Consider the following 14938-nt stretch of genomic DNA (forward strand, 5'->3'; position numbering starts at 1 on the left):
CGGCCCGGCGTCTGCCCGGCACGGGGCGCCCGGGACATCGCTCGCCGCCTGCCCGGCGGGACGCTCGGCCCCGCGTCTGCTCCCGGGGCGCTCGGCCCTGCGCCTGCCCGGCACGTTGCTCGGCCCCGCGCCTGCCCGGCACGGGGCGCCCGGGACGTCGGTCGCCGCCTGCCCGGCGGGACGCCCGGCCCCGCGTCTGCTCCCGGGGCGCTCGGCCCCGCGTCTGCTCCCGGGGCGCTCGGCCCGGCGTCTGCCCGGCACGGGGCGCCCGGGACATCGCTCGCCGCCTGCCCGGCGGGACGCTCGGCCCCGCGTCTGCTCCCGGGGCGCTCGGCCCGGCGCCTGCCCGGCACGGGGCGCGCCCGGGACGTCGCTCGCTGCCTGCCCTGCGTCTGCTCGCCGGGGCGCTCGGCCCCGTGTCTGCCCGCCGGGGCGCCCGGCCCCGCGCCCGGCCCCGCGCCCGCCCGGCGGACGCCGTCCGGTGCTGGGGGTGCCCTCTTGATCGTCCCAGTAGGGTCGTCATGTGAGTAACGAACACATCACGCTGACCGCGGGAGACGCGGAAGTGGACGTGCTGCCGGGGAACGGCGGGCGGGTCGGTGGGCTGCGGGTCGGGGGCGTCGAGTTGCTGCGGCAGGGAGAGCGGTTCGGGTGCTTCCCGATGGTGCCCTGGTGCGGACGCATCCGTGAGGGGCGGTTCCGTGACGGCGCCACCGTGCGCCAGATGCCGCTCAACGCCCCGCCGCACGCGATCCACGGCACCGCACGCGACGCCGCCTGGCGCACCGCCCGTACGAGCACCGACGAGGCCGTGATCACGTACGACTTCGCCGAGCCGTGGCCGTACGCGGGCCGGGTCACCCAGCAGATCACGCTCGGCGAGGGGTCCCTGACGCTGACGACGGGCGTGGAGACGTACGAGTCGTCCTTCCCGGCGCAGATCGGCTGGCACCCGTGGTTCAACCGCAGCCTCGGCGGGGACGGCGAGGAGGTGGCGATCGACTTCTCGCCCGCCTGGCAGGAGGAGCGGGGGGCGGACCATCTGCCGACCGGGCACCGGACCGACCCGAAGCCGGGACCGTGGGACGACTGCTTCGGGATGCCCGGCGGTGTCGATGTCACCCTCACCTGGCCGGGCCGGCTGGAGCTGAGGGTGACGAGCCCGCAGGAGTGGGTCGTCGTCTACGACGAGCAGCGCGAGGCCGTCTGCGTGGAGCCGCAGACCGGCCCGCCGGACGGGCTGAACACTCACCCGCGCCTGGTCACCCCCGTGGAGCCGCTGGAGGCCTCGACGACCTGGACCTGGACCCGCCTCTAAGCTGGCCCGCATGACGGACACACGCGGCGCGCTGCTGCAGCAGATCAAGGACAAGGCCGTGGTGCACGGCAAGGTGACCCTCTCCTCCGGTCTGGAGGCCGACTACTACGTCGACCTGCGCCGCATCACCCTCGACGGCGAGGCCGCCCCGCTGGTCGGGCAGGTGCTGCTGGACCTCACCGCGGAGCTGGAGTTCGACGCGGTGGGCGGGCTGACCATGGGCGCCGACCCGGTCGCCGCAGCGATGCTGCACGCCGCCGCCGCGCGGGGCCGGAGGCTGGACGCGTTCGTCGTCCGCAAGGCCGCCAAGGCGCACGGGCTGCAGCGGCGCGTCGAGGGCCCGGACATCGAGGGCCGCCGGGTGCTCGTCGTCGAGGACACCTCCACCACCGGCGGCTCCCCGCTGGCCGCCGTCGAGGCCGTGCGCGAGGCCGGCGCGGAGGTCGTGGGCGTCGCGACCATCGTCGACCGGGCGACCGGCGCCGCCGAGAAGATCCGGGAGGGCGCCGGGGTTCCGTACCTCTTCGCCTACGCCAAGGACGAGCTGGGCCTCGACTGACGGGCCGGCCGCCGCCCAGTGGGCGGACGGCGGGATGGACCTTCCGGCCGAGTCTGGAAGGATGGGCGCGACAATGACGTCGCTTCCAAGGTTCCAGGTCAGGGCCGACAGCACGCAGTACGCCACACCGCACGCTTAAAGGAGCGGACAGATGCCCATCGCAACTCCCGAGGTCTACAACGAGATGCTGGACCGGGCGAAGGCGGGGAAGTTCGCCTACCCGGCCATCAACGTCACGTCGTCGCAGACCCTGCACGCGGCGCTGCGCGGCTTCGCCGAGGCGGAGAGCGACGGCATCGTCCAGATCTCCACGGGCGGCGCCGAGTTCCTGGGCGGCCAGCACAGCAAGGACATGGTGACCGGCGCGGTCGCCCTGGCCGAGTTCGCGCACATCGTCGCCGAGAAGTACGACGTCAGCATCGCCCTGCACACCGACCACTGCCCGAAGGACAAGCTCGACGGGTACGTACGCCCGCTGCTCGCCGTGTCCGAGGAGCGCGTCAAGGCCGGCCGCAACCCGCTGTTCCAGTCCCACATGTGGGACGGCTCCGCGGAGACCCTCGCGGACAACCTGTCCATCGCCCAGGAACTCCTGGAGCGCACCCGCGCCGCGAAGATCATCCTCGAGGTCGAGATCACCCCGACCGGCGGCGAGGAGGACGGCGTCACCCACGAGATCAACGACTCCCTCTACACCACGGTCGACGACGCCGTCCGCACCGCCGAGGCGCTCGGCCTCGGTGACAAGGGCCGCTACCTGCTCGCCGCGTCCTTCGGCAACGTGCACGGCGTGTACAAGCCGGGCAACGTCGTCCTGCGTCCCGAGCTGCTGAAGGAGCTCAACGAGGGCGTCGCCGCCAAGTACGGCAAGCCGGCCGGCTCCCAGCCGTTCGACTTCGTCTTCCACGGCGGCTCGGGCTCCTCCCCCGAGGAGATCCTCACCGCGCTGGAGAACGGCGTCGTGAAGATGAACATCGACACCGACACCCAGTACGCGTTCACCCGTCCGGTCGCCGACCACATGTTCCGCAACTACGACGGCGTCCTGAAGGTCGACGGCGAGGTCGGCAACAAGAAGACCTACGACCCCCGCACCTGGGGCAAGCTGGCCGAGGCGTCCATGTCGGCCCGCGTCCTGGAGGCCTGCCAGAACCTGCGCTCGACGGGCACCCGCATCAAGTAGCCCGCCCGCGGCACGCAGGGCCCGGTACCGCTCGCGCGAGGCGCTCGGTGCCGGGCCCTTCCGTATGCGCGGCCGCATGCCCGACGTCCGGCGGCCCCGTGCGCGGGCATCCTGGTGGCGGGCTCCGCCCTCGCCTTCGCGACCGTACGCCGGCCCGCGCCCGAGTGCCGCCGGCCGGAGTGCCGCACCCACGGCAGCGTGGCGGTGCCGCCGCTGGAGGCGGGCGTCCCGGTGGCCGGCTCCGCCCTGGCCGGCTCCGCCCTGGCCGGCTCCGCCCTGGCCGGCGCGGCGGCGCGGCACGCCGATGTACGAGACTGGACCCATGTCGATTCACGAGAACCTCCTCGGGGGCCCGCCCCCGACCCACCTCCCCGACGACCCCGGCCCGCGCGAGCTGCTCGCGTCGGGCACCTCGTCCGCCGATGTCGCCGCCAAGCACCCCACCTCCTCGCTGGCCTGGGCCCAGCTGGCCGACGAGGCGTTCGAGCGGGGCGGCGTCGTGGAGTCGTACGCGTACGCCCGTACGGGCTACCACCGCGGGCTGGACGCGCTGCGCCGCAACGGCTGGAAGGGGCACGGCCCCGTGCCGTGGGAGCACGAGCCCAATCGCGGCTTCCTGCGCGCCCTGCACGCCCTCGCCCGCGCCGCGCAGGCGATCGGCGAGGAGGAGGAGTACGCGCGCTGCTCCCAGTTCCTGAAGGACTCCTCGCCGACGGCGGCCCAGGTCCTGGGCTGAGCCGTCACACTGTCGTGGCCCGCCTGTGAGCAGGCGGGCCTTGCGGCGGCGGGGGACGATTGCGCAGGATGCACCGTGGGGACCGGGGCCCCCGTGCCGGTAACGGCAGGGGCGGACCGCTACCCGGAGTACAGGTACAGGAGACAGCGATGTCCCACGAGGCTCATGAGCCGGAGACCCCGCATCTCGACTTCCACGGAACGACCCCTTACGAGGACTACGTCCGGGCCGACGTTCTCACCCACCTCCAGCACACCCTCTCCGACGATCCCGGAGAGATGGTCTTCCTGGTCACCACCCAGGTGATGGAGCTGTGGTTCACCGTCATCGTCCACGAGTGGGAGACCGCGGCGAAGGCGCTGCGCGAGGACGACGTGCCGACCGCGACCGACGCGCTGAAGCGGTCCGTGCGGGAGCTGGAGGCACTGAACGCGTCCTGGCGGCCGCTGAGCGGACTCACCCCGGCGCAGTTCAACTCCTACCGCGGCGCCCTCGGCGAGGGCTCCGGCTTCCAGTCGGCGATGTACCGGCGCATGGAGTTCCTGCTCGGCGACAAGTCGGCGTCCATGCTGGTCCCGCACCGGGGCGCGCCGCGCGTGCACGCCGAGCTGGAGAAGGCGCTGCACGAACCGAGTCTGTACGACGAGGTCCTGCGGTTCCTCGCGCGGCGCGGGCACGCGATCCCGGAGGACGTGCTGCGGCGCGACGTGACGCTGCGGTACGAGCCGTCGGCGGAGGTGGAGGCGGCCTGGACGGCCGTCTACTCCGGTGACGAGCGGGACGAGGTGGCCCGGCTCGGTGAGGCGCTGACCGATGTCGCCGAACTGGTGTGGCGCTGGCGCAACGACCATCTGGTCGCCACCCGCCGCGCGATGGGCTCGAAGACCGGCACGGGCGGCTCCGCCGGGGTGGCCTGGCTGGAGAAGCGGGCGCGGAAGAACGTGTTCCCCGAACTGTGGACGGCGCGGTCCCATGTCTGAGCTCGCGGTGAAGGCGGAGAAGCTGGACGCCTCGGACGAACTGGCCGCCAAGCGAGCCGAGTTCGTGCTCGACGAGGTGGTCTATCTCGACGGCAACTCGCTGGGCGCGCTGCCGGCCGCCGTGCCCGGACGGGTCGAGGACGTGGTGCGCCGGCAGTGGGGCGAGCTGCGCATCCGGTCCTGGACCGAGGGCGGCTGGTGGACGGCGCCGGAACGGATCGGTGACCGGATCGCGCCGCTGGTCGGTGCGGCGGCCGGGCAGGTCGTGGTCGGCGACTCGACGAGCGTCAACGTGTTCAAGGCGCTGGTGGGAGCGGTGCGGCTGGCACGGTCGGCGGACGGCGGGGGGCCCGGACGGGACGAGGTACGGGACGAGGTACGGGACGAGATCGTGGTCGACGCGACCACGTTCCCCACGGACGGCTACATCGCCGAGTCGGCCGCCCGGATGACCGGCTGCACGCTGCGTCCGGTGACGCCGTCGGAGGTTCCCGGTGTGCTCGGTGCCCGCACAGCCGCCGTGCTGCTCAACCACGTCGACTATCGCACCGGCCGGCTGCACGACCTGCCGTCGCTGACGGCGGCGGTGCGTGCGGCGGGGGCGCTGGTGGTATGGGACCTGTGCCACAGCGCGGGCGCGCTGCCGGTGGGGCTGGACGAGCACGGCGTGCACCTGGCGGTCGGCTGCACCTACAAGTATCTGAACGGCGGGCCCGGTTCACCGGCGTTCCTGTATGTGCGCGCCGATCTGCAGGACCGGTTCGACTCTCCGCTGCCCGGCTGGAACTCCCACGTGGAGCCCTTCGGCATGCGTGCGGACTACGCCCCGGCGGCCGGTGCGGTGCGCGGGCGGGTCGGCACCCCGGACATCCTCTCCATGCTCGCCCTGGAGGCGGCGCTGGAGGTCTGGGACGGGGTGGGCGTGGCAGCGGTCCGGGCGAAGTCCCTCGCCCTGACGGACTTCTTCCTGGAGTGCGTCGGGGCGTATGTGCCCAAGGGCCGGGTGGAGTGCGTGACACCGCTCGCGCACCCGGAGCGGGGCAGCCAGATCGCGTTGCGCTGCGAGGACGCCGGTGACGTGATGCAGCGGCTGATCGAGCGGGGCGTGGTCGGCGACTTCCGGCGTCCGGACGTGCTCCGGTTCGGGTTCACCCCGCTGTACGTCGGCTTCGCGGACGTGGAGCGGGCGGCGCGGGTGCTGGCGGACGTGCTGGCGGAGGTTCCGGCGTAGGCCGGGGTCGGGGGCGGCACCGCACGGTGCCACCCCCGACCTCGCTGACCGTGCGTGACATCCGCATGTCGGGGCACGTGGGCGTCCTGATACCGTCCCGGCCAAACGGCCGTGTCTCCGCCCGGTCCGTCGAACTACGGTGTATCGCTGAGAGGTTGAGCATGACGGACGACGTCGCAGCCGCACGGGCCGCAGCCGAGGAGGAGTCGGCCTTCTCCCACCCGCCCGTGGACCCCGACGCCACGGCGGCCTACGGCGACGACCCGGATCAGCTGATCGACTTCTACCTGCCGCGCGGGGAGGGCGGGCCGGGGCCCGCGCCCGTGGTGGTCGTCCTGCACGGCGGTGCCTGGCGGGCGCCGTACGACCGGCGCCACATCAGCCCGTTCGCGGCCTTCCTGGCCGGGCGGGGCTTCGCCGTGGCGAGCGTCGAGTACCGGCGCGGGGACGCGGGTGGCGGCGACACGATCGCCGGGCGGTGGCCCGACACGTTCGACGACGTGGCCGCCGCGATGGACGCGCTGCCCGGGCTGATCCGGGAGCATCTGCCGCAGGCCGACCCCCGGCGGATCGTTCTCACCGGCCACTCGGCGGGTGGGCATCTGGCGCTGTGGGCCGCCGCCCGGCATCTGCTGCCCCGTGACTCCGCCTGGCGGACCGACGGTCCGGCGCCGCTGCGGGGGGTCGTCGCCCTGGCCCCGATCGCCGACGTCGAGGTCGCGGACAAGCTGGGTGTGTGCGGGGGTGCCGTGCGGCAGCTCCTCGGCGGTGACGATCACTTCGCCGAACGCCGGCCGTCCGCGGATCCGGCGCTGCTGCTGCCCACCGGGATCGCCACGACCCTGGTGCAGGGGCGCACCGATGTGGATGTTCCGCAGGCGGTCGCCGAGTCGTACGCGGAGGCGGCGGCCAAGGCGGGGGAGGTGGTGGGGGTGACGCTGCTGGAGGACGTCGGGCACTTCCCGCTGATCGATCCGGCGGCGGACGCGTGCGCGGTGGTGGCGGAGGAGATCGCCCAGCTCGGCTGGTGAGCGGTTCCCTGCGAGGGGGCGCTGCCGTGCCCGTCTCCGGCATACCTGGCAGAGGGGTCTCCGTCATACCCCTAGTACCTGAGAGCTACCCCGTGAGTGAGTCCCCCGGTGGGACGCGGGTTACCTCCTTTGACCCGTAACTTCCTTGTCCGTCAGGCCCGATGGGCGGGTCGGTGGACGAGGGAGGGGCGAGGCGATGGGGCGCCGGCATCGGGCGGGGACACCGGACTTCCCGAGCCCCGGGGGTACCTCCTCCGAGGGAGACACGACGGTCCGCGGGACCGGAGGTGGGAGCCGGGACGGGGCCGGAGGCGGACGCGGGAGCCGGGGTGCCGTCGGCCGGTGGTGGCGGGGACTGATGGCGTTGGTGGTCGCCGGGGCCGTCGTCGTCCCGCTCGCCGGGGCCGGGCGGGCGCGGGTGCCCGCGCCCGTGCCGGCGGTGCCCGCCGCGGCGGGGCTCGACGCGACCTACGCGGCCCACCGGGGCAACGCCCGGGAAGCCGCCCGTATGGCCGACGCCTACGGCGACCGGAAGCGGGCCGCGGTCGACCGGGCGCTCGGCGCACGGCAGTTGCTCTACTTCGACGGGCGCGGGGACGGACTGGTCACCGAGGTGCTCGGTGATCTCGCACGCGCCGACCGGGTCGCCGTGCTCGTCCCGGGCTCCGACACCGGGCTGGACACCTACGGCCGGTTCCGCGCCGCCGCCCTCGCCCTGCACGAGCGCCTGCGCGACGAGGCCCCAGACGGTACGCATACGGCCGTCGTGGCCTGGCTCGGGTACGAGACGCCCGGTACCTTCAGCACCTCCGTCGCCACCATGGAGCGGGCGGAGGAAGCCGCTCCCGAACTGCGGGCCGCTGTGACGGAGTTGCGTGCCGTCGCAGGGCAGCGGGGGCAGCGGACCCGGATCTCGCTGCTCTGCCACTCCTACGGATCCGTCGTCTGCGCCGAGGCGGCGCACGGTCTCGACGTCGACGACATCGCCCTCCTCGGCAGCCCCGGCACCGGTGCCCGCACCGCGGCCGCCCTGCACACCCGGGCCCGTGTCTGGGCCGCCCGGGGCGGCGACGACTGGGTGGAGAACGTGCCGCACCTCAGTGTCGACCTGCCCGGCACCACCGTCGGCTTCGGCACCGACCCCGTCTCCCCTGACTTCGGCGCCCGGGTCTTCGCGGCCGGGGACGGAGGTCACAGCGACTACTTCGCCCCCGGCTCCGTCTCCCTGGCCAACCTCACCCGGATCGTCCTCGGCGACCTGCGGGCGGTGACCTCATGAGCCGCCTCACCACGGCGATACGCCGCGCCGCCGCGCGTGTCGACACGGCCACCCCGCAGCACCGCGACCGCGCCGTGGACGCCCTGCGCGCCCTCGCCATCCTCGGTGTCGTGCTCGGGCACTGGCTCGTCACGGCGCTCGTCGCGGACGGCCGCACCCTGCACACCGCCAGCCCGCTCCAGCACATGCCGTGGCTGGCCCCGATCTCCTGGATGTTCCAGACCCTCGCCGTGTTCTTCCTGGTGGGGGGTCATGTGGCGACCCGCGGGTACGCCTCGGCCCGCTCCCGGGGCGTCCCGTACCACCGATGGCTGCGCGACCGGACGACCCGGCTGTTCACCCCGGTCGTCGCCGTCCTCACCCTGTGGACGGCCGTCACGGTCGTGCTGCTGCTCTCCGGCGCCGAGTACGCGACCGTCCGCGCCCTGACGAAACTCGCCCTGTCCCCCCTCTGGTTCCTCCTGGTCTTCGCCGCGCTCACCGCCGCGACCCCGCTGCTCGCCCGGCTCCACCCGCTGTGGCCGCTCGCCGTCGTCCTCCATGTCGACCTGTTCCGCTTCGGCCTCGGCGCCCCCGACTCGCTGGGCCTGCTGAACCTGGCCGCGGGCTGGCTGGTGCCGTACACCCTGGGTGCCGCCTGGACCCGGGGTGAGCTGGAACGCCGCAGGTCCGGCCTGATCCTCCTGGTCGCCGGTACGGCGGCCACGGCCGCGCTCGTCGCCTTCGCCGGTTACCCGGCGTCGATGGTCGGCGTCCCGGGCGCCGAGGTGTCCAACCTCAACCCGCCGACGCTCGCCGCCGTCACCTTCGGCGTCGCCCAGTGCGGGCTGGCGCTGCTGCTGCGGGAGCGGCTGCGCGGCGCGATGCGCAGGCCGGTCGCGTGGGCGGCGGTGGCACTGGTCAACCTCTCCGCGATGACCCTCTTCCTCTGGCATCAGACGGCCCTCATGGCGACCACCGCCGCCGCCCTGCCCGCCGGCCGCCTGCCCGGGTTGCACACCGTCCCCGACGGCCTCGGCTGGGTCGCCGCCCGGCTGGTGTGGCTGCCCGTGTTCGTCCTCGCCCTCGCCGTCTGCGTGTCCGCGTTCCGGTCCTGGGAGCGGGGCGGGGGAGGGCGACGGCGCGGACGGTCCCGGGTGGTCCGCGCCCACCGGCCGACGACGGAGGGCGTACGGCATGTCTAGGCTGAACGGCGTGGCGCACAAGGGGGAAGGGCTCGTCCGGCGATGGCTGGGCGCGCTGCGGGACGACCTGTGGACCTGGGAGGCGAACCCGCTGCCCCCGTCGGTGTGGCTGCGCTGGGTGCCGCACGGGTTCGTGGGGCTGGCCGCGTTCGGCATCTTCTTCGGCGTTCTGGACCAACTCCAGCAAGCCGGGCAAATCGGCGACGGCAACGCGCTGCTGATCGCGGTCGGGCAGTGCGGGGCGATCGTCCTCGCACTGCGGCGCCCGGTGCCGGCGCTGTGGTTGTCACTCATCGCCTCGCTGGCGGGTGCCGTCCTGCTGCGCCGCTTGCTGATGGCCGGCCAGATCGACGGGTTCCCGTGGCCCTGGAACGCGTGGGGGATCGCGGCCCACCTGCTCGTCCTGCTGTTGCTCGCCCTGCGGGTCCGCACCCGTGTCTCCGTCGAGGCACTGGCTCTGACCGCGCTGCTCACCTATGTCCTCCAGGGCCTCTGGGGCGCGTGGAACCACTCACCCACCGGCCAGACCGCGGTCTCCCTGTTCGCGGTCGTCGTCGTCCTCGGCATCGCCCTGCGCGGCCGCCGCGAGGCCCGCGCCGAGCTCGGCCGGCAGACGACGCTCACCGCCGAGGAACGCGCCCGGCGCACCCTCCTGGAGGAGCGCGGCCGTATCGCGCGTGAGCTGCACGACGTGGTGGCCCACCACATGTCGGTCATCTCCATCCAGGCGCAGGTCGCCCCCCACCTCGTCGAGGACCCGCCGGACGAGCTGAAGGAGAACCTCGCCGGCATACGGCAGAACGCGGTCGAGGCGCTCACCGAACTGCGCCGCGTCCTGGACGTTCTGCGCTCCGAGCACCCCGCCCCCGGCGAGCCCGCGGACGCCGCTGATACCTCCCGGCACGCCCCGCAGCCCACCCTCGACCGGCTCGGGTCACTGGTGGAGAACACCCGCGCCGCCGGACTCACCGTCACCACCGAGATCACCGGTGAGCGGCGTCCGCTGCCGCCCGGTGTGGAACTGTCGGCGTACCGGATCGTGCAGGAGGCGCTGAGCAACGTGCTGCGGCACGCGCCCGGCGCGACCGCGCGCGTCGTCCTGGCCTACGCTCCGCGGGAGCTCCGGGTGGAGGTCGTCAACACCGGCCCGACCCGCGAGGCGGCGCCGTCCGCCGGGGCCGGGCACGGGCTGCTCGGCATGCGGGAGCGGGCCGTCATGCTGGGCGGCAGGCTGACGGCCGGTCCCTGGTCCGGCCGGGGCTACCGGGTCGAGGCCCACCTCCCGGTCCCCGCCCCGCACGCCTCCGACCCCGCTCCCCAGGACGGCACCCCATGATTCGCGTACTCGTCGCCGACGACCAGCAGATGGTCCGCCAGGGCTTCACCGTGCTGCTCAACACGCAGCCCGACATCGAGGTGGTCGGGCAGGCGGTGGATGGGCTGGACGCGGTCGCGCGGGTCGCCGAACTCGCGCCGGACGTCGTCCTGATGGACATCCGCATGCCCGAACTCGACGGGATCGGGGCCACCGCGCGGATCACTACGGCCACCCCGGACATCAGGGTCCTCGTCCTGACCACCTTCGACCTCGACGAGTATGTGTACGAGGCGCTGCGCGCCGGGGCGTCCGGCTTCCTGCTGAAGGACGCCTCCGCCGACCAACTCGCCGAAGCCGTACGGGTGGTGGCGGCGGGTGACGCCCTGCTCGCCCCGGGCGTCACCCGCCGCCTGATCGCCGAGTTCTCCCGGCTGGACCCCCGGCCGCGCAGCACCCCGCCCGGACAGCGCGTCGGCGAGCTGACCGACCGTGAGACGGAGGTACTGGCGCTGATCGCGCAGGGCCTGTCCAACGCGGAGATAGCGGTACGGCTGGTGGTGGCCGAGCAGACCGTGAAGACCCACGTCGGCCGCATCCTGGTGAAACTGGGTCTGCGGGACCGCACCCAGGCGGCGGTGTTCGCGTACGAATCGGGGCTGGTCCGCCCCTCGGGGTACTGACCCCGGGATACTCGAAGGTAACCCGCCGTGGCCTGCGTAGTACCTGAGACGGACGCCCCGATACCCACCTCAGCGGGGACGACCGCGACCACCCGGTCGGCCTACCGTGTGAGCGTGACCGAGACGACTCACCAGCAGCCCCCGGGCGCCCCGCGCGGCGACGGGAACGGAACCGGGACCCGCAGCCCGGAGTACCGGCTGGTCCAGAACTCCCTGCGGGGCCTGCGCCAGGACCTCTTCCGTGACGCCTTCGCCTATCTTCCGCTGCCGACCCGGCGCACGGACGGCCCGTTCGTCCGCCGGCTGCCCGGCCGGATACGCTCCGCCGCCGCATACCTCCCGCACGCGGTGGTGGCGGGGATCGCGTTCCTCGCCCTGACCGTCGGCACGCTGTCCAGCGGCCTGCCCGGTGGCGACCTGCGGGCCCTGTTCATCGGCCTGTTGTGCGCGCTCCCGGTGCTCGCCACGCTGGTCCGGCCGGTCGGCGCGTTCTGGCTGTCGCTCGTCGTCACACCGGTGGTGGCCCTGGGCATGAGCGGTCAGAGCGACTGGCCGTGGATGCCGGGCGCGTTCGTCGGCCACCTCGGGGTGCTGGTCGTCGTGGCGGTGCGCACCCGGCCGCGCACCGCCTTCTGGATGTGGGCCGTGACGGCCGTGTACGCCTTCGTCTCGGACACCTTCGGCGGCGGGTCGTACTACTACTCGAACGGCGCCCCCATGCTGGTGACGTCCGCCTTCGCCCTGCTCGTGGTCTCGCTCTGGCACGTCCGGCACATCGCCCAGCAGGAGGTGACCGCCCAGCAGACGGTCACCGCCCACGAGCGGTCCCGGCGCACGGCGCTGGAGGAGCGCACCACCATCGCCCGTGAGCTGCACGACGTGGTGGCGCACCACATGTCGGTGGTCGCCATCCAGGCCGAGGCGGCGCCCTACCGGGTGGAGAACACGCCGCCGGAGCTGGAGCGCGCCTTCGCCACCATCCGGGAGAACGCGGTCGCCGCACTCACCGAACTGCGCCGGATCCTCGGCGTGGTCCGGGCGGAGGACTACGAGGCCCCGGACGCGCCCCAGCCCACCCTCGCCGATCTGGAGGCCCTGCTCGTCAATGTGCGCGACGCCGGTCTCGAGGTCGAGAAGGTGGTGACCGGCGCGGTGCGGGAACTGCCGCAGGGGGTGGAGCTGTCGGCGTACCGGATCGTGCAGGAGGCGCTGAGCAACAGCCTGCGCCACGCGCCCGGCGCGAGCGCCCGGGTCGAGATCGGGTACGTGCTCGGCGGGCTCGGCGTGCGGATCGTGAACGGTCCGGCGCCCGAGCCGAGCCTCGTCAAACCCTCGCCCGGGGCCGGTCACGGCATCACGGGCATGCGGGAGCGGGTCACCATGCTGAACGGCGAGATGACGGCGGGCCCGACGGACGACGGCGGCTACGAGGTCGCCGTGTACCTGCCGGTCGCCACGGTGAACGAAGGTGACGTATGACCATCCGGGTCCTGATCGCGGACGACCAGATGATGGTGCGCGAGGGCTTCTCGGTGCTGCTCGGCGCGATGCCGGACATCGAGGTCGTCGGCGAGGCGGTGAACGGCCGGCAGGCGGTCGAGCGGGTCCGTGAACTCTCCCCCGACGTCGTCCTGATGGACATCCGTATGCCCGAGATGAACGGCATCGAGGCGACCCGGGAGATCGTCGCCACCGACGGCACGGCGAAGGTGCTCGTGCTGACCACCTTCGACCTCGACGAGTACGTCTACCAGGCGCTGCGGGCGGGTGCCTCGGGCTTCCTCCTCAAGGACGCCTCGGCCCGCCAGCTCGCCGACGGGGTACGGGTGGTCGCGTCCGGGGAGGCCCTGCTCGCCCCCACCGTGACCAAGCGGCTGATCACCGAGTTCTCCAAACTGGCCGAGGCGCCGCGGCTGATGCCGTCCGCGCAGGCCGCGTACGGGGATCTGACCGACCGTGAGACGGAGGTGCTGGTGCTGATCGCGCAGGGCCTGTCCAACGCGGAGATCGCCGGACGGCTGGTGGTCGCCGAGTCGACGATCAAGACACATGTGAGCCGCATCCTGGTGAAACTGGGCCTGCGGGACCGCACCCAGGCGGCGGTGTTCGCGTACGAGGCACGGCTGGTCACGCCGGGCTGACCCCCTGGTCCGAGGCCGGTTTCCGGGCTACCGTCCGGTCATGGCAGCCCTTCGTGACCTCGCCTTCGACCCGTGGGACCCGGCGTTCGTCGCCGACCCCTACCCCGCCTACGCCGAGCTGCGGGCACAGGGCCGGGTGCGGTACTTCGAGCCGACGAACCAGTGGCTGGTGCCGCACCACGCGGACGTCTCGGCGCTGCTCCGCGACCGCCGCCTGGGCCGGACCTACCTGCACCGCTTCACCCACGAGGAGTTCGGCCGCACGCCGCCCCCGCCGGAGCACGAGCCGTTCCACACGCTCAACGACCACGGCATGCTCGACCTGGAGCCGCCGGACCACACCCGCATCCGCCGCCTGGTGTCGAAGGCGTTCACCCCGCGCACGGTGGAGCGGCTGAGGCCGTACGTCCACCGCCTCGCGGGGGACCTGGTGTCCGCGCTGGCCGAGGCGGGCGGCGGCGACCTGCTCACGGACGTCGCCGAACCCCTGCCGGTCGCGGTGATCGCCGAGATGCTGGGCATCCCGGAGGGGGACCGGGCGCCGCTGCGTCCCTGGTCGGCGGACATCTGCGGAATGTACGAGCTGAACCCGTCGCGGGAGACGGCGGCGAAGGCCGTCCGCGCCTCGCTGGAGTTCTCGGACTATCTGCGCCAACTGATCGCCGAGCGGCGGGAGAAGCCCGGCGACGACCTGATCTCGGGCCTCATCGCCGCCCACGACGAGGACGACGACCGGCTCACCGAGCAGGAGATGATCTCCACCTGCGTCCTGCTGCTGAACGCGGGCCACGAGGCCACGGTGAACTCCACGGTCAACGGCTGGTGGGCGCTGCTGCGCAACCCCGACCAGCTCGCCGCCCTGCGCGCGGACCACTCCCTGGTCCCCTCCGCCGTGGAGGAGCTGATGCGCTACGACACCCCGCTCCAGCTTTTCGAACGCTGGGTCCTCGACGAGATCGAGATCGACGGCCAGGTGATCCCGAGGGGCGCGGAGATCGCGATGCTCTTCGGCTCCGCCAACCACGACCCGGCGGTCTTCACCGACCCGTCCCGCCTGGACCTGACCCGCGCCGACAACCCGCACATCTCCTTCAGCGCCGGCCTCCACTACTGCATCGGCGCACCCCTGGCCCGCATCGAACTCGCCGCCTCCCTGACGGCCCTGCTGAAGAAGACCCCGACCCTGCGACTCGCGGCGGAGCCGAAGCGGAAGCCGAACTTCGTGATCAGAGGCTTGGAAGGTCTGAGCGTGGAGGTGGGGTGATCACCCGTTCGGATGATCACTGATCGATTCCGAG

At 73.3% G+C, this 14938-nt stretch carries 14 protein-coding genes; all 14 read left to right on the plus strand.

From position 1 onward, the window contains the following. Positions 1–523 precede the first annotated feature (523 nt). The 14 genes from ACIF9R_RS21585 to ACIF9R_RS21650 all read left to right on the plus strand — a co-directional run bounded on the left by ACIF9R_RS21585 (position 524) and on the right by ACIF9R_RS21650 (position 14904). Positions 524–1318 carry an aldose 1-epimerase gene (locus ACIF9R_RS21585; RefSeq protein WP_399982421.1) on the plus strand — a complete coding sequence of 265 codons (795 nt, stop codon included), beginning with the start codon at positions 524–526 and terminating at the stop codon, positions 1316–1318. A gap of 10 nt (positions 1319–1328) precedes the next feature. After that, complete coding sequence (pyrE, locus tag ACIF9R_RS21590) at positions 1329–1877, plus strand: orotate phosphoribosyltransferase (RefSeq protein WP_399982424.1); 549 nt, start codon at positions 1329–1331, stop codon at positions 1875–1877. A gap of 151 nt (positions 1878–2028) precedes the next feature. Next, positions 2029–3060 (plus strand): class II fructose-bisphosphate aldolase, encoded by a 1032-nt coding sequence (fbaA, locus tag ACIF9R_RS21595; protein ID WP_399982426.1) that lies wholly within the window; start codon positions 2029–2031, stop codon positions 3058–3060. A gap of 322 nt (positions 3061–3382) precedes the next feature. Further along, on the plus strand, positions 3383–3796 hold the full coding sequence (locus tag ACIF9R_RS21600; protein WP_399982428.1) for a DUF3151 domain-containing protein: 414 nt from the start codon (positions 3383–3385) through the stop codon (positions 3794–3796). A 149-nt stretch (positions 3797–3945) separates the two neighbouring features. Further along, entirely contained in the window at positions 3946–4776 is an 831-nt protein-coding gene (locus ACIF9R_RS21605) for a tryptophan 2,3-dioxygenase family protein (protein ID WP_399982430.1), read from the plus strand. Then, on the plus strand, positions 4769–6007 hold the full coding sequence (kynU, locus tag ACIF9R_RS21610; RefSeq protein ID WP_399982433.1) for a kynureninase: 1239 nt from the start codon (positions 4769–4771) through the stop codon (positions 6005–6007). The genes ACIF9R_RS21605 and kynU overlap by 8 nt, the downstream gene beginning before the upstream one ends. Positions 6008–6168: 161 nt before the next feature. Continuing rightward, on the plus strand, positions 6169–7038 hold the full coding sequence (locus tag ACIF9R_RS21615; protein ID WP_399982435.1) for an alpha/beta hydrolase: 870 nt from the start codon (positions 6169–6171) through the stop codon (positions 7036–7038). Between the two features lie 358 nt (positions 7039–7396). Beyond that, the gene (locus tag ACIF9R_RS21620) at positions 7397–8317 is read left to right on the plus strand and encodes an alpha/beta hydrolase (RefSeq protein WP_399982438.1); all 921 of its coding nucleotides are present in this window, start codon (positions 7397–7399) and stop codon (positions 8315–8317) included. Beyond that, the gene (locus ACIF9R_RS21625) at positions 8314–9501 is read left to right on the plus strand and encodes an acyltransferase (protein ID WP_399982440.1); all 1188 of its coding nucleotides are present in this window, start codon (positions 8314–8316) and stop codon (positions 9499–9501) included. Before ACIF9R_RS21620 ends, ACIF9R_RS21625 begins: the two co-directional genes overlap by 4 nt. Further along, positions 9494–10837, plus strand: a complete 1344-nt coding sequence (locus ACIF9R_RS21630; protein WP_399982442.1) for a sensor histidine kinase — start codon at positions 9494–9496, stop codon at positions 10835–10837. The genes ACIF9R_RS21625 and ACIF9R_RS21630 overlap by 8 nt, the downstream gene beginning before the upstream one ends. After that, the gene (locus tag ACIF9R_RS21635; protein WP_399982445.1) at positions 10834–11499 is read left to right on the plus strand and encodes a response regulator; all 666 of its coding nucleotides are present in this window, start codon (positions 10834–10836) and stop codon (positions 11497–11499) included. The genes ACIF9R_RS21630 and ACIF9R_RS21635 overlap by 4 nt, the downstream gene beginning before the upstream one ends. Before the next feature lie 114 nt (positions 11500–11613). Then, complete coding sequence (locus ACIF9R_RS21640) at positions 11614–12978, plus strand: sensor histidine kinase (RefSeq protein ID WP_399982448.1); 1365 nt, start codon at positions 11614–11616, stop codon at positions 12976–12978. Further along, positions 12975–13640 (plus strand): response regulator, encoded by a 666-nt coding sequence (locus ACIF9R_RS21645; protein WP_399982450.1) that lies wholly within the window; start codon positions 12975–12977, stop codon positions 13638–13640. Before ACIF9R_RS21640 ends, ACIF9R_RS21645 begins: the two co-directional genes overlap by 4 nt. A gap of 40 nt (positions 13641–13680) precedes the next feature. Beyond that, the gene (locus tag ACIF9R_RS21650; protein WP_399982452.1) at positions 13681–14904 is read left to right on the plus strand and encodes a cytochrome P450; all 1224 of its coding nucleotides are present in this window, start codon (positions 13681–13683) and stop codon (positions 14902–14904) included. Positions 14905–14938: the final 34 nt, after the last annotated feature.

Source organism: Streptomyces sp. NPDC086080 (genome assembly GCF_044540255.1).
In the GTDB taxonomy this organism is placed as follows: domain Bacteria; phylum Actinomycetota; class Actinomycetes; order Streptomycetales; family Streptomycetaceae; genus Streptomyces.

What these genes read in the sequence shown, in the direction of transcription:
- pyrE (WP_399982424.1), top strand. Translation starts at nt 1,329, where the DNA reads ATGACGGACACACGCGGCGCGCTGCTGCAGCAGATCAAGGACAAGGCC.
- fbaA (WP_399982426.1), top strand. Translation starts at nt 2,029, where the DNA reads ATGCCCATCGCAACTCCCGAGGTCTACAACGAGATGCTGGACCGGGCG.
- ACIF9R_RS21620 (WP_399982438.1), top strand. Translation starts at nt 7,397, where the DNA reads ATGGCGTTGGTGGTCGCCGGGGCCGTCGTCGTCCCGCTCGCCGGGGCC.
- ACIF9R_RS21605 (WP_399982430.1), top strand. Translation starts at nt 3,946, where the DNA reads ATGTCCCACGAGGCTCATGAGCCGGAGACCCCGCATCTCGACTTCCAC.
- ACIF9R_RS21635 (WP_399982445.1), top strand. Translation starts at nt 10,834, where the DNA reads ATGATTCGCGTACTCGTCGCCGACGACCAGCAGATGGTCCGCCAGGGC.
- ACIF9R_RS21600 (WP_399982428.1), top strand. Translation starts at nt 3,383, where the DNA reads ATGTCGATTCACGAGAACCTCCTCGGGGGCCCGCCCCCGACCCACCTC.
- ACIF9R_RS21630 (WP_399982442.1), top strand. Translation starts at nt 9,494, where the DNA reads ATGTCTAGGCTGAACGGCGTGGCGCACAAGGGGGAAGGGCTCGTCCGG.
- ACIF9R_RS21625 (WP_399982440.1), top strand. Translation starts at nt 8,314, where the DNA reads ATGAGCCGCCTCACCACGGCGATACGCCGCGCCGCCGCGCGTGTCGAC.
- ACIF9R_RS21645 (WP_399982450.1), top strand. Translation starts at nt 12,975, where the DNA reads ATGACCATCCGGGTCCTGATCGCGGACGACCAGATGATGGTGCGCGAG.
- kynU (WP_399982433.1), top strand. Translation starts at nt 4,769, where the DNA reads ATGTCTGAGCTCGCGGTGAAGGCGGAGAAGCTGGACGCCTCGGACGAA.
- ACIF9R_RS21650 (WP_399982452.1), top strand. Translation starts at nt 13,681, where the DNA reads ATGGCAGCCCTTCGTGACCTCGCCTTCGACCCGTGGGACCCGGCGTTC.
- ACIF9R_RS21615 (WP_399982435.1), top strand. Translation starts at nt 6,169, where the DNA reads ATGACGGACGACGTCGCAGCCGCACGGGCCGCAGCCGAGGAGGAGTCG.